The following is a 13,502-nucleotide window of genomic DNA, read 5'->3' on the forward strand; positions in this document are numbered from 1 at the left end:
GCCTTCCATGGCGATCGCTGGCCTCCTTTCTGATCGGTGGGTGGTGTCCGCGCGGTCGTCCGTCCGTCGTCCGTCCGCGCGCTGATCTGCGCAGACGCGCGCGAGCGGACGGACGTCCGTGCGGACGATTGGGTCAGGCGCGCCAGCGGCCGCGGGTGACCTGGCGAGCGTTTCCGGCGGCGGCGAGCGCTTGGAGCCGGTCGTAGATCCAGGTGCGGCGCATGCCGGTCGCTTCGATCAGTTCCGGGATCGTGAGTCCGTCGTCGGGCGCCTGGTCGAGCGCTTTCAGGAGTGCCTGCTCCGGGTCGTCGGCGACCTTCGGCGGTTCGAGGGCGCGCGATTGATGGTCGATCGCGGCTCGGGACAGCGGGTCAAGGTCGGGCCGCTGGTCGGTGTACCGGGCGGCCGTTTCCCGGACCTTCTCGTCGGTGACGAGGTAGGCGCGGGCACGGCGCGGCTGGTTGTGCCCGTCGGCGAGAACGTAGAACTTGCCGGGTGCGTCGAGGGTGTGCGCGTGCCAGCCGGCGGCGAGCATGCCGTTGTCCAGGATCAGATCAACGTCGCGCCGCTCCCGGACTCGCAGGCAGACCCGGACGCTCATTTGTGAGCGCAGCGCCCCGCCTCCCATGGCCTTCTGCGTCGGGCGTTGCGTGGCGGCGAGCAGGTCGACGGCAACCGCCCGGCCGCGTCGGGCGACCGATTCGGCGTACGTGACGGCGGCCGGGGCGGTGTCGGCGAGTTCGGCGTACTCGTCGATGACGATGACCAGCGCCGGAGCGCTCGGCGTGGGCTCCCAGACGCGGGTGTTGTCGCGGCCGGATGCTTGGGCCCGTGCGTCGAGGACGGCGACGGCGTCGGAGAGAAGTCGGGTCGCCTCGTCGGGGGTGGTCGCGAGCCGGGCGAGGCATGGCGCCCACGGGCGCAGTTCCATGCCGCCCTTGAGGTCGATGCCCCACAGGACGACGTCGGCGCAGGCGGCAAGGTTGCCGAGTACGACGTTCAGGACGCCGCTCTTGCCCGAGTCGGTCGTGCCGCCGATCAGCGCATGCCGTCGCAGTAGCGGCACCCGGACGGGTGTCGCGTCCTCGAAGACACCGAGTTCGATCGGGTCGGCGAGGGACCGAGCGGCCGGCCCTGGCCACGGGATCGCGCCGGAGTGCGGATCGACGGCGAGGACCCGCATCGTGCACTGGCCGGCGTGCGCCGGGTCCTGCTCGACGCGGACCGCGCCGGGCCGTGTCCCCAGCGCCGACTCGATGGCCGGCACCCGGGCCACGACATCAGCGACGCTCTGCCCCGGCCGGAGCTTCATCCGAGCGCGCCAGCCCCAGGTGTCCACGGCGGCTGACATGACCCGCGACCCGTCGAGCCCGATCGCTTCTGCGAGGTTCGGCCACGCGTGGATGACGCGATCCACCCGGACGCGTGCGCGTCGGCGCCGGTGTGCCCACCAAGGGACGCCGAATGCGACTGTCGCGACTACGAGGAGGGTCGGCAGGGGAGTGCGGCAGGGCCCGAGTGCCGTCGCGGCGGCGAGCCAGCCGCCGACGACGGCGGTCGTGGTCGCGGCGTAGGCGCGTTCCTCGGCGCGGTTGAGACCCCAGGGCAGTCCGCGCAGCCCGGCAGCCAGTGCCGCGACGGCGGTGAGGACCGCGACCACCGGCCAGGTACCGGAGTGGCTGCGGTGCAGCGCGAGTCCGGCCAGGGTGAGTGCCAGTCCGGTCGTGATCGGTGCGAGTTCTGACCGGTACCGGAACAGGGCGCGCCCGATCGCGGCCAGGCCGACGACGAGGAGCGGCTCGTCCGGTACGAGTAGGAGCGGTTGCGGGTTGCGGCGACTCCACCGGCGGTGCCGGCGTCCGTAGGCCCTCATTCGGTGGGTTCGCCTTCGTCAGGCAGGGTCCAGGCGCGATGTTCAGCGACCGCGTCGCGGAGGTACGCGAGAGGGTCGGGTTCGCCGTCGTGGTGGGCGGCGAGAGTGGCATGCGCGGCGGCGAGCAGGTCGGCGAAGTCCCACCGGGTACGGCTCAGCAGCCGGGCGAGGCGGTTGACTTCGGCGATCAGGACGGGGATGTCGGTGACGGCGGTCCAGATGTTGACCGGCGTCGGCCGGCATCGGGCGGCGTGCAGATGGGTGAGAACGGCCTCCTGGTCGACGGTCGGGCGCGGGGTGTGCGGTTCGTTGGTCATGGGCGGGGTGAAGCCTCCTTTCGGTCGGTGCTGTCGGCGGTTTCGGCGGCGAGGATCCGTCGCAGCTCGGTTGCCTTGGGTCCGGCGATGCGCAGGGCCGAGCGCAGTCCGTCTCGGCTGATGGGGCGTCCGTCGTGCGCGGCGCGGTGCCGGGCGTCGGCCTCGCGGGCGGAGTTCAGCAGGTTTGCATCGGTGCGGCTCTTGGTGCGTCGGGTCCGGACTCGGGTACGGGTCTGGGGACCGTCTTTGGCGGTCGGTGCCGGATCGCGATCGGTCGCTGTGACGGTTCCGAGTGCGTGCAGGTGAGCGGTCAGTCCGAGGACGGCGGCCGGTACGGCGCCGACGAGGACGACGATCGGCCAAGAGATCGCGACGAGGCCGGCGGCAACGAGGTGGTATCCGGCGTTGCCGACGATGCTTGTGGCGATGGCGCCGATCGCGTTGGCTCGGGCGAAGCGCCGGGCTCGGCCCCTCCCGTGCGTTCCCGCGAGCCATACCCGAGCCGAGGTCATCGCGTACGCGTCGATGGTGACGGGCAGGAGCCAGGCGAGCCGGTCGGGCCAGCGGGCGACCTGAGCCAGCCCGCGGAGGCCGGCGAAGCTCGCCACCGCCGCGGAGATCGCGGCGACGCTCATGCCGACGATCACCCACCAGTCGCGTCGCCCGGCGGTGGGGGAACGGCTCACCTCAGAGATCCAGTCCGGCGATGAACCGTGCCAGGGCGCGGAGCCCGTTGCCGACCTCCGGGCCGATGGACGACGAGGCTAGGAAGTAGCCGAACGCCGCGCAGATGGCGGCCTGCCAGAGCGGCAGTCGGGCGTACCGCCACAGTAGGTAGACGAAGACGCCGAGCAGGACGACGGCGGAGACGGCGATCGTCATGCGGCCTCACCGTCCTGGTCGCGGTTGCGCCGGGCGCGGCGTGTACGGATCGTTCGGTCCGCGCCGCCGTGACCACCGCGGGCCTGGTGCCGGCGGTTCCAGCGCACTCGGGCGCTGCATTTGCGGCACAGGGTCGGGTGTCCCGATCCGAGCTGTGCGCCGCACTGGCAGGTCGGGACCTCGTTCGAGAACTGCTGGGTGTCCATGGCTGGTCTCCTCTCGGTTCGGCGATGCGTGGTCCGCATCGACGCCACTGAGAGTGCGATCAGAGGACGGGACGTGATCAGGTCGTGGCTGGACGTGTCCGAGACGTCTGGCCTAGGGTGGTCAAGCTGCCGGGACGTCCTGACGGGAAGACGATGCCGAACGAGCGACTACGCACCGCAATGTTGGAACGAGGGCTCACCCCGTCCAGCCTGGCGGAAGCGCTCAACGTGGACCCGAAGAGCGTCGAGCGGTGGATCAACGGGCGCACGCCGTACCGGCGCCACCGGTACCAGGTCGCCGCGCACCTCGGCGTAGACGAGGTCTACCTGTGGCCCGACGCGCTCAGCCCTGATCAGGTGGCCAGCGCCAGCGAGAGCGAGATCATCAACATCTATCCGCACCGCTGGACCGTCCCGTCCGAGGTGTGGCGCCACATGTTCGATCACGCCGAGCAGGAGATTGGAGTCCTGGTCTACAGCGGGTTGTTCCTCTCCGAGGACGCTGGCGTCCGGCGCATATTCCGGCAGAAGGCCGAGGCCGGGGTACGCGTCCGCATCCTTCTCGGCGACCCGGACAGTGAGGCCGTCGCGCAGCGCGGTGCCGACGAGGGGGTGGACGACGTCCAGGCGGGAAAGATCAGAAATGCGCTCGTGATGTATCGGCCGCTGCGCGAGGTCGACGGCATCGAGTTCCGGTTGCACCGCACGGTGCTCTACAACTCGATCTACCGCGCCGACGATCAACTCCTCGTGAACACCCACATTTACAGCTTCACCGCTGCTCAGGCTCCCGTGCTTCACCTGCGCCGGGTTGCCGGTGGTGGCATGGTTGCGACCTACCTGGACAGCTTCGAGCGGGTGTGGGACAGCGCCACGCCGTTGACATGAGGTGCCATGACACGGCGTATCGACTTCTATGACGACCCTGCCGCACCGCGCGCGACGTCGCTGGTGCCATCGGCCAACGTGGTCGTCACCAATGACGCTGGCGAGATCCTGCTGATCCGGCGTTCGGACAACGGGAACTGGGCGCTTCCCGGCGGCGCGATGGACCTCGGCGAGTCACTACCGGCGACGGCGGTGCGCGAGACCGCCGAGGAGACCGGGATCGATGTCGAGATAACCGGGTTGGTCGGGATCTTCACCGATCCTCGCCACGTCATCCTCTACACCAGCAACGGCGAGGTGCGGCAGGAGTTCTCCGTGGTCTTCTCCGCGCGGCCGGTCGGCGGCACGGCGACGACCAGCTCAGAGAGCACTGAAGTCCGGTGGACTCCCGTACCAGACCTCGCTCCTCTACCGATGGACCGATCGATGCGCATGCGGCTCGACCACTTCCTGAGCGCGCCGCAGGACATACATCTTGGATAGCGACTGGCTCAGCGCGTTCGCGGACGTCTTCTCGGCCGTCGGCACTGTGGGCGCGTTCCTGGTCGGTTTCCTGCTGCTGCGGCGTGAGCACCGCCGAGAGGCCGACCGGGCCGAGGACGAACGGCGAGCACAGGCAGCGCGGATAAGCGCATGGGTGGAACTCATCCGGAAGGTCGACGGCGGCCGTGAGCTGGCGTTCCACATCCACAACGCGAGTGACATGCCCATCTACGAGGTAGAGCTGCCGATGCCGACGCGCGACGGAGAGGAACCAGGCTCGGAGTTCGTCGGTCTCGTTCCGCCCGGCCGGACCGTTCAGCGAGCGGCACCCCAGGACTGGCTACGGACGTACGTCGAGCCCGAACCCGTGGAGATCGAGTTCCTGGACAGCGCCGGTCGGCGCTGGAGCCGCGACGAACAGGGATCGCTGTCCCGCGCCGACGCTCAGGCGCCTGTCACCAGCGCGGACACCCGCTGAACCGACCCGATGATCAGCGGGCTTGCCTCGCGGATCGACTCCGCAACGAGGTCGCCGGCGCCATACCGGGCAAGGATCTCGGCAAGGCGTCCATGCACCTCGACCGGCTCGCCGTCCGGGCTCGTCGTCATGTCCGCGTAGGTCAACGCGTCGGACAACAGGCCCTCGACGGGCGGGAACTCGCCCGCAAGTTCGTCGAGCAGACGCCGGTGTCGAGCCTCAATGAACGCGCATGAGTGGTTGGCAACGAGTCGGCAGACGAGATCGTCTGCGTTGGCAACATCGCGCAAGTAACGGGCGCCGTCGAGTTGATGCATGCCCGTGACCACGAGATCGGGAGCGTAGCCGACGTCGTGGAGCCATGCCGCGGACACCAGCGCCGAAGCGTCGTTGCCGACAAGGTTCGCGATCGACTCGGCCTTGCGGCCAACACCTTGACTGTGCGTCCACCGGCGGGGGATTGACTCGGCCAGCAACAGGCGCGTGAGGTCGCGGGCACGTTCGACCTGATCCACATGGGCAGACTAACGAACCGCCCTATCTGCTGGGTCGATCGCTGCTGGGAGTCGTCGTCCTCCGTTACTCGGCGCCATCCATATTGACGCCGCCACGCAGACGCGCGGCGAGCCGATCCGCGACGGACGGTTGGACGTCACCGATGCGCACAACCGCGAACCCCCGTCGGCCGATCGCGTCATGAAGTGCCGGAAAATCTTGGCCAACGTCGAAGCCGACGTCTTCGAGCGCCAGGGCCAGGCGGTCGGTAGACGTTCGTGCAGCGGTTTCCCCCGCGCGGTCGTCGGTTGGCATTGTCGTCTGTCCGCCCGCTCTCGTCGTGGTTGATGACCCCAAGCCTCTACGAGATGTGACTGAATGTGAACCACAGGGTGAGGACGTCTTGGGACTTCCTGGCTACGATGGCGGTCTCGCCAGCGATCGGAGTCGTTGCGTGAATCACCCACTTGCACGCGCGTTGCGCAGCGCCGGAATCAATGCGGTCGACGTCGCAGCCCGCCTCAGCGTCGACCCGAAGACCGTGCAACGTTGGATCAACGGTCGTATGCCGTACCCCCGGCATCGCGATGCCCTGGTCGATCTGACCGGCTGGTCACCGCACGACCTATGGCCCGACCTGCCCCGGCCGTCCGAGCTGGTGACACAAGCCGATGAGATCCGGATCGTCTACCCGCATCGATCAGCGGTGCCGGCCGACGCGTGGTCACGGCTGTTCGCGCAGGCCACGAAGGAGATCAGCATCCTCGCTTACAGCGCGCTCTTCCTCGCCGAGGACTGCGTCGTGTCGGCCCTCCTTCGTGAGAAGTCAATGGCTGATGTGCGTGTTCGCATCGCACTCGGTGATCCCAACGGCGTCCACGTCGCCGACCGGGGAGCCCAGGAACGGATCGGCGACGGCATGAGCGCACGCATCCGCACCGCATTAGTCGGTTTTCAACCCATTGTCGAGGCGGGCGCCCGATTGCGCGTTCATGACACGGTGCTCTACAACTCGATCTACCGCGCGGACAACGAACTGCTCGTCAATATGCACGTGCTCGGCCGTCCCGGCGCACACGCGCCGGTCTTGCACTTGAAGGGCGTCGACGCCGACGGCATGGTAGCGACCTACCTCGCGTCCTTCGAGCGGGTGTGGTCCGGATCGGAACCAGCACCGGCGCACTTCAGGTGATCACGTATGCAGCGCAATGCTTCACAGCTCAGAGTCGCTGCTCAACGTCGACTGCGGCAGGTGGCGGACGGCTGCAACACGGATCTGGGCGAAGCGTTCCTCGCCCTCGACTCCCCGCGGCCACAAGGGAATGCCGTCAACAGCGATCCATGGTTCCTCCGCCAAGATCAGCACACCGTGGACCCTGGTTATGCGTAGCGTTAGGTGACCGAGGCCGTAGCAGTAGTCGTCCTCGGCCACTCGGACGACGTCGCCGATCTTGATCGGCGCGAATCTGGTCACCTCAGACCTCCTCGGCTACGGAGGTTCGAGGATCAACCATAAACGCGGTCCTGCTTCCGGTGTGGATCAATCTCTGGGCGGCTGAGCGCCGGTCCGCACATCTCGACATCCTGCAGAGCAGGCAGGCGCCGACAGCCGGATCATCGGCGTGAGCCGCCAGTACATCGCGGTAATAAGCAATGATGCGGTTCGACAGTGAGACGTAAACTTCCTGGTGCGGTCCAAGGGTCATCGAGCGTCCTCTGATAGGTGCAGCCCAGCCGCCCGGAGGCGATTTCACGGACGGCCGGGGCCTTACGGAAGAACCTCCACCAGGGCAGTGAGGTTCCGTCCGACAGGGTTCGTCGGATACCTCCTTGGGCGGGACCCCGTCATCGCGGACGTCCCGTTACGTCTTCTCGTCCCAGGAAGGCCACTGCATGTCGGCTCGACCGTCGTGAGTCCGGCAATAAGTTCGACGGCCTCCGACTGCCGGGTGGGAGCCCGCCCTTTGAAAATCAGGGGACATTTCGGCAAGTACGGCTGAACGGTCGCCGGTGACAATTGAAGTCGCGGAGAAATCTTGCTAGAGTTTCTTCGTGCGTCGCAGTAACGTCAATACATATGGATCCGGAGAACATGGCACTTATTGAGAACTCGATTTATCGGCGTGCTGTCACGAATGTATCAACTTGGGGAGACACGGATGTCTTTCCATTTCCCATCGAAAATCACGTTATGCACGATCGCCCCGACGATGTGATCAATTTACTAGCGGACTTGGCTAAGAACTTCGACGAGCGAATCAAGCAGCCAGTCCACAGCTATTCAACGCTTGCGCCGGTCGGCTATACGGGATTCAGATGGGCAACCCAGGTTGATCCTCTCTGGAATACATACCTTCTGTCCTTGGTGCTCTCGATGGCGAACGAGATCGAGTCGAGCAGGATTCCGGAGAGCGAGGGGCGCGTATATTCCTACCGTTTTCGACCCGACGGGGAAGACGGGCTGTTCAGTCAAGACGGATGGCGCCTCTTTCAGGAGCGCAGTCGTGAGCTCGCAACAACAAGTTCGTACGTGGTCACGGTTGACATTGCAGACTTTTACTCGCGCGTGTACCACCACCGCCTTGAGAACGCCCTTCGTCGCCTAGATCCAGGCGCGAACAAAACTCGTCAGATCATGGCGATCTTAAGCAAACTCTCCAACAACACCTCATACGGTCTTCCCGTCGGCGGGCCTGCCGCCCGCCTGCTTGCGGAGCTGGTCCTTGATCCAGTGGATCACCTTCTCCTGGCCGATCCGGACGCGCGGGATTTCTGCCGATACGCCGATGACTACCGGTTCTTTGTCAAAGATATCCAGAGCGCCTATCAGGCCATCGGGTTCTTGTCTGAAAAGCTCCTGCGCAACGAAGGAATGGCTCTGCAGAAGAGCAAGACTAGAATCATGACCTCTAGCGAGTACCTGTCAATGCTCGATCCTGTGAATCCAGAGCCGGGCAGCGCTGCGAAGTTTCTAGGGCTTCATATCCATTTCGATCCTTACTCAGCGACGCCCGAAGAGGACTATGTGCGTCTTCGTGATCAGCTCAACGAGTTTGACATTCTCGGACTGCTGCGGGATGAGCTATCAAAAGGACGCGTACATGCAGCTCTCGCGAGACGGCTAATTGCAGCATTGGAGCTGATGGATCCTGGACCGCGCGGGCAGGCAGTTATGTCGCTAATGGAAAACATTGAAACGCTCAGTCCTGTGGTGCCACAAGTCATGCGAGCAGTGCGCGGATATATTGATAATAACGGCGGCGACGACACGATTGAGATTGTTCAATCAAGGATCAGGGAGCTAATCGCCAGTCGTCACTATCTCGCTAGAATAGACCTAAATCTTTCCTACATGGTGCGGGCACTGGCAGGAAAGCACACCCTGGCGAATGAACAAATGCTGATTCAGCTCTACAACGCAAATCACGGCTTTGGTAGCGGTACTGCGCCGAATATCCAACGCGACATCATGCTTACGATGGCGAGATGGGACGTACGGTACTGGATCAGTGATCAAAAGAACTACGTGAACTTTGTGCATCCCTGGGTTCGGCGAGCCTTTATCATAGCTTCATATATTCTGCAGGACGAAGGCAAGCACTGGAGGGAGTCGAACAAGCCTGGAATGACAGGGCTGGATATTTCTGTTCGAGACTGGGCCGCCGAGAAGCGGAACACAAGCGGATGGAGGGTTCCGGTTTGATATCTGCAAAGGATTTCGCTGGCCAGTCCTCGGTATGGCGCCAGATTGTGCCGATGCTTGATCGAGTTGTGAGATGGCTAAATACACAGCAGCAGTCACTTGGTCGAGCGGTCGAAAGTTACGGTATAAACCAGCGTCACGCACTTATTGCCGAGACCGCATTTCTCATGGCTTCATCTAGCTACAACACCGGGCAGATGCTTGACGGAGACTATGAGGGCGCGGCAAGGCAGGCCCTCGCAGGGCTGCCCCGGAGCGATTTTGCAAGCGAGGCATTAACGATCTCCGAGCGGGGGGAGGCGGTTAAGGTCTCCAGCAAAATTCTCCGCTTCTTGTCCGGGAAGTCGGACATCGAGTTTGCCCCCACCGTACCGGGGTGCGGCGTCATCCCCCATGCGCATTGTGATATTCGGGTCGCAACCGACCTGGTGGAAGTAAAGGCGGTTACCCGTCCTTTCAGGGGAACTGACTTGCGTCAACTCATCACCTACGCAACCATGTATTATGCTAAGGGTCGGAGGATGGACAATCTTACGCTCCTTAACCCGCGGCGGGCTCGCTATGTGACTATGTCACTCGACACTATTACCCAGGGTGCGAGCGGCCGCCCTTCGGTAGAAGTGATGCAGGACCTTGTTGAGGCCATGGTCGGACTCCAAGTGTCTGCATAGAACCGGTAGACGATGCCTCGCTCCGATTTCTGCCGCTGAGCGCGTTGCCGTGGGATATTCAACGCCTGCTCTAGACCGCTGGTACGTGACTGGATGATCACCCGGTCGCTGGAACCCACCTGACCGCCCGGCACCGCGCACTGGCGGGAAGGCAGGTCAGCCGCATCGACATCGGGCTCGACCGCTCGGGCGGCAGTGGCGTGTACGAGGCTGCATCGACGACATCAGCATCACCGGATGCCAGTGCCTGCCTTACCGCTCCGGCGCCGCGTCCCACTCGCTCAGAACCCTTGCGACGAAATGATCGACGACGGGCCGAATTGCTTCCGGAGGAACATCGGCAATATCGAGGCGGGCAATCAGCGAGTCATACATGGAGCGAAGCCGGGCTTCACGTTCCGTCGAGGTGTCAGACGCGCCGACGCCGGACAGGTAAGCCCGCGTCGCGCCCGCCTCCTTCAGCGCGGAAACAATACCGGTCGGACCGAGTCTGTGGCCCGTTCCTCTGCCGATCGTGACCAGTAAAGGCGGCAGCACACGCTTGGCATGGTCCTCGCCATACCGCACGAATAGACCCGCAGGGGCCGCGACGCTGTTCGAGATGGCGCCGGCCAGAACTCCGACACAGGCGTCCACCAACCTCACCGGTGCGCGACGCACCCAACAGTTGGCGGGTCGGATTGCGTAGCCGTAGTCCGCTGTCACATGCCGCCGTAGTGCGGAATTGGTGGAGTGGGTGAAGTATTGCGACGCCGGCCGATACGCCAGGTCATACAGGTGAATGGCCAGCGTCGCGGCGGTCTTCGAGTCGATCTGCTGAGTCATGGACCGCACGTCGGGCAATTTCTGGGACTCGCCGAGAGCGGTAGCAGCACGCCGGATGAGGTCCTCCGGGATGATCCCGGTGCTCGACAGGAACGTCAGCATGGCCGCTCCGGCCTTGTACTCGGAAGCGCGGAGTTTGGCTGCGGCGTCAGGAATGAGCAGGCACCACAAGCCCAGGATGCAGGTCTCGATGGCGGTGCGAGTGAGTAGGGCCGCCGCTTCACGCTGACGGGTCCGGACCGCTCGCCGCGTTTCGCGCTGTAGAAACAACAGTCGCACCAGGGCCACCCGTGCGAAGTCGTCGCCGGTGACTTGCTCCTCGTCTCGGGGAAAAGGTTTGCAGGTCGCGAGGGTGCGGGCGCTGCGTCGGACGCGAATGCGACGCGACAGGTCGGGGTACGGCAGCACGCCACGAAGGACGGTGCAGGCGAGGGTGGACAGGATGGCCATCACAGCACAGCATCATTGCAAGAACCGCGCCGGACGGCGTCACATTTTCGGCGCGGTGGGACCTGCCCATCTTGGAGGCGCTCCTGTGCCGGACGGCCACACCGTAGGCGGTCGACGTATCGGTGAGATCGACGGTCCTGATGTGGGTCAGCCCTGGGTGACACCGGCAGCCTGGCATGTTAGCTCTCTGGACGCGATCACCGTGTGCGTATCCCTTCGGTCTCGGCGGTGCCCGACGAGCAGAGCGGTGAAGTCGGCGATGTGGCTGAGCGGCCGATCAAGGCGGTACGGCACGCCCCGCTCTCCTTCGCAGGATGATTGAGGCTCACTGATTGCTACATCGGCAGCGTGATAAGCCGGTCGCGGATGACGGCGAATCGGTCGGGGGTGATGCTTAAGCAACGGATAATGATCTCGTCTGGAGTGGTGAACCCCCCGCTCTGCTCTCGCACGGCGACGATCTCGGCTGCCTGCGCTGACGTCAGTTCCAGGTCGCGGACAAGCCACTCGACGGGTGCGTGATTGATGTCGACTAGACCGCCGTCCATGTACTGCCGGTCGGGCCGGTCGGGTCGCCCGATGCCCAGCTCGATGGCGAGTGCAGGGTTTTGAACGGCCAGATCCTGGGCTTCTTTCCGGCGCTGCATGCGCCATTGCGCGGCCGCGACCGCCGGGTCGCCGCTGCGACCGTCCCACGGAGTGTTACCGGCCTCCTTCCGTTTCGCTAGGTGCTGTAGGAAGGCGACGTGTGCAGTTCCGATGCACCAAGTGAGCAGCAGGGTGACCGACATCAAGAGGTTGTAGAGGACGCTGTCTGGCTCGAGTGCCGGGATGAAAGTGAAGTACGCCCCCGTCACGAGGAAGTAGACGGCGGCCGCCGCGAAGTTCACTTGGAGAAACCGACGAGACCGGACCTTGGTGAGCCGGGTCGTACCGAACGCAACCATCGCGAACGTAGTGAAGCCGCAGGTCAGTAGTGGGACGAGAAACCACCACCACGTCCCGGGTTGGCGGCGGACGAACTGCGGTGTCCGGCTCTGGGGTGGTGGGGACGGTGGGAATGGGGGACCCTGCTGCATCCGAACAGTGTAGAAGCAAGAAGGGCAAAAGTATCAAGTTGGACAGGGTGTCTGTCGCGCTGCGACCTGTGGGCCTTGCGTTGTCAGGATTGGCGCTATGTGGTCACTGTGGCGGTGTTTCGCCGATGAGGCGAAAAGGCCGCCGCACAGTTGTCGTACCGAGCAAGGTAGGCACGCGGCGAGGTACTCGTTCTTCCAGTCGCTTATCGATCGGACCGCGAGTGGCCACACCCGGCGATCTAGCACGCAGAGTTGGTGGTTGTAGATGTTGGTGCGGACGCCAGCGTGTTTGAGAACGATGGCGGCCTCGGCAAGATCGGCGCGGTAGTCGTTCGGATCGACCCAGACGTCGGCGAGGTTGGCGCGGGCTAGGCCGGTCATCTCGAGACCCATCAGCGCAACCTTGTCCACGAACGGCAGATTACGGGCGATGAACTCCGCGATTTCCACGATCACGGGTGCGGTGTACTTCTGCAGGACCACGCGGATCTCGACGCGCTGCCGCAAACGACCGAGAGCGAGGATACCCGCGATCGTCTCATTGAAGGCTCCACGCGCCTGGACCACGTAGTCGTGTAGGGATGGTTCGGTGCCAAAGATTGGGATGCCGACCATGAGGCGGGGATTGTCCACGGTAGCGTACTCGGCCGCGAAGTTTATGTCGGCGAACCGTCTACCGTTCGATAGCAGGTGGATCTCAGTGGCCGGTAAACATTGCGATGTGGTCCTCAGCAGCTCGACCAGTTCGCTGCCGTACAGCGTCGGTTCGCCGCCGGTGAAACCTAGTTCTGATGCGGTTGGGGGGAGCATGCGGACCAGCGCGGCGGCGCGTTGTAGGAGGCGCGAGTCGTCGCGTTCCTTCGGCGGCTGCGAGCACATCAGGCAGTAGTTGTCGCAGCGTTCGGTCAGCAGGATGCTGTTGTGCGGCGACTGGGAACGCCACAACACCTCGACCTGCGCACCCGTGGGTGAGACGGCAATGATGTCGCCAGCGCTGAGGTAGTCCAGGTGTGGGGGGAGCACGATCGCGTTTGAGGCCGGGCCGTCTACCGAGCGCCGTACGCTCAGCGCGGTGGCCGTGGAGGCCGAGCCGATGACGGCCTCGTCCGAGGTGGCTGGATGAACGTCCACGAGTCGCCATAGCTCGCGGGT

Annotated in this window: 16 protein-coding genes; 6 read left to right on the top strand and 10 right to left on the bottom strand. The window is 64.6% G+C overall.

Annotated elements, in window-relative coordinates:
* Positions 1-133: 133 nt before the first annotated feature.
* Genes ACMCNO_RS13025 through ACMCNO_RS13040 form a run of 4 tightly spaced genes read right to left on the bottom strand, consistent with a single transcriptional unit; the run spans position 134 to position 3,072 of the window.
* Positions 134-1,873, bottom strand: coding sequence for an FtsK/SpoIIIE domain-containing protein (locus ACMCNO_RS13025; protein ID WP_412749674.1), 1,740 nt, complete (start codon positions 1,871-1,873; stop codon positions 134-136).
* Positions 1,870-2,190, bottom strand: a complete 321-nt coding sequence (locus ACMCNO_RS13030; RefSeq protein ID WP_412749675.1) for a hypothetical protein — start codon at positions 2,188-2,190, stop codon at positions 1,870-1,872. The genes ACMCNO_RS13025 and ACMCNO_RS13030 overlap by 4 nt, the downstream gene beginning before the upstream one ends.
* Entirely contained in the window at positions 2,187-2,825 is a 639-nt protein-coding gene (locus ACMCNO_RS13035) for a DUF2637 domain-containing protein (RefSeq protein ID WP_412749676.1), read from the bottom strand. The genes ACMCNO_RS13030 and ACMCNO_RS13035 overlap by 4 nt, the downstream gene beginning before the upstream one ends.
* Positions 2,826-2,877: 52 nt before the next feature.
* Entirely contained in the window at positions 2,878-3,072 is a 195-nt protein-coding gene (locus ACMCNO_RS13040) for a hypothetical protein (protein WP_412749677.1), read from the bottom strand.
* Between the two features lie 386 nt (positions 3,073-3,458).
* Here ACMCNO_RS13040 and ACMCNO_RS13045 point away from each other — a divergent pair, with 386 nt between their 5' ends.
* The 3 genes from ACMCNO_RS13045 to ACMCNO_RS13055 are packed head-to-tail and all read left to right on the top strand — an operon-like array spanning position 3,459 to position 5,127.
* Entirely contained in the window at positions 3,459-4,166 is a 708-nt protein-coding gene (locus tag ACMCNO_RS13045; RefSeq protein ID WP_412749678.1) for a helix-turn-helix domain-containing protein, read from the top strand.
* A 6-nt stretch (positions 4,167-4,172) separates the two neighbouring features.
* On the top strand, positions 4,173-4,649 hold the full coding sequence (locus tag ACMCNO_RS13050) for an NUDIX domain-containing protein (RefSeq protein ID WP_412749679.1): 477 nt from the start codon (positions 4,173-4,175) through the stop codon (positions 4,647-4,649).
* Positions 4,642-5,127 (top strand): hypothetical protein, encoded by a 486-nt coding sequence (locus ACMCNO_RS13055; protein WP_412749680.1) that lies wholly within the window; start codon positions 4,642-4,644, stop codon positions 5,125-5,127. Before ACMCNO_RS13050 ends, ACMCNO_RS13055 begins: the two co-directional genes overlap by 8 nt.
* Here the strand turns inward: ACMCNO_RS13055 and ACMCNO_RS13060 are convergent.
* A complete protein-coding gene (locus ACMCNO_RS13060; protein ID WP_412749681.1) occupies positions 5,094-5,642 on the bottom strand; it encodes an HD domain-containing protein in 549 nt (182 codons plus the stop codon). The two genes, ACMCNO_RS13055 and ACMCNO_RS13060, sit on opposite strands and share 34 nt — an antisense overlap.
* Before the next feature lie 64 nt (positions 5,643-5,706).
* The gene (locus ACMCNO_RS13065) at positions 5,707-5,937 is read right to left on the bottom strand and encodes a hypothetical protein (RefSeq protein WP_412749682.1); all 231 of its coding nucleotides are present in this window, start codon (positions 5,935-5,937) and stop codon (positions 5,707-5,709) included.
* A gap of 139 nt (positions 5,938-6,076) precedes the next feature.
* Here ACMCNO_RS13065 and ACMCNO_RS13070 point away from each other — a divergent pair, with 139 nt between their 5' ends.
* Complete coding sequence (locus ACMCNO_RS13070) at positions 6,077-6,814, top strand: XRE family transcriptional regulator (RefSeq protein ID WP_412749683.1); 738 nt, start codon at positions 6,077-6,079, stop codon at positions 6,812-6,814.
* A gap of 21 nt (positions 6,815-6,835) precedes the next feature.
* Here the strand turns inward: ACMCNO_RS13070 and ACMCNO_RS13075 are convergent, their stop codons facing one another.
* Complete coding sequence (locus ACMCNO_RS13075) at positions 6,836-7,096, bottom strand: hypothetical protein (protein ID WP_412749684.1); 261 nt, start codon at positions 7,094-7,096, stop codon at positions 6,836-6,838.
* Between the two features lie 603 nt (positions 7,097-7,699).
* Between ACMCNO_RS13075 and ACMCNO_RS13080 the strand changes: the two genes are divergently transcribed.
* Positions 7,700-9,325 (top strand): RNA-directed DNA polymerase, encoded by a 1,626-nt coding sequence (locus ACMCNO_RS13080; protein WP_412749685.1) that lies wholly within the window; start codon positions 7,700-7,702, stop codon positions 9,323-9,325.
* A 53-nt stretch (positions 9,326-9,378) separates the two neighbouring features.
* Positions 9,379-9,996: a hypothetical protein gene (locus tag ACMCNO_RS13085; protein WP_412749686.1), complete on the top strand. Its 618-nt coding sequence runs from the start codon at positions 9,379-9,381 to the stop codon at positions 9,994-9,996.
* A gap of 252 nt (positions 9,997-10,248) precedes the next feature.
* Here ACMCNO_RS13085 and ACMCNO_RS13090 read toward each other — a convergent pair whose 3' ends face one another.
* The 3 genes from ACMCNO_RS13090 to hxsC all read right to left on the bottom strand — a co-directional run bounded on the left by ACMCNO_RS13090 (position 10,249) and on the right by hxsC (position 13,481).
* Positions 10,249-11,271 carry a hypothetical protein gene (locus tag ACMCNO_RS13090; protein ID WP_412749687.1) on the bottom strand — a complete coding sequence of 341 codons (1,023 nt, stop codon included), beginning with the start codon at positions 11,269-11,271 and terminating at the stop codon, positions 10,249-10,251.
* A 335-nt stretch (positions 11,272-11,606) separates the two neighbouring features.
* On the bottom strand, positions 11,607-12,218 hold the full coding sequence (locus ACMCNO_RS13095) for a ComEA family DNA-binding protein (RefSeq protein ID WP_412749688.1): 612 nt from the start codon (positions 12,216-12,218) through the stop codon (positions 11,607-11,609).
* A 165-nt stretch (positions 12,219-12,383) separates the two neighbouring features.
* Entirely contained in the window at positions 12,384-13,481 is a 1,098-nt protein-coding gene (hxsC, locus tag ACMCNO_RS13100) for a His-Xaa-Ser system radical SAM maturase HxsC (protein WP_412749689.1), read from the bottom strand.
* Between the last annotated feature and the right edge of the window lie 21 nt (positions 13,482-13,502).

Source organism: Krasilnikovia sp. M28-CT-15 (assembly GCF_047159595.1).
GTDB lineage: Bacteria > Actinomycetota > Actinomycetes > Mycobacteriales > Micromonosporaceae > Actinoplanes.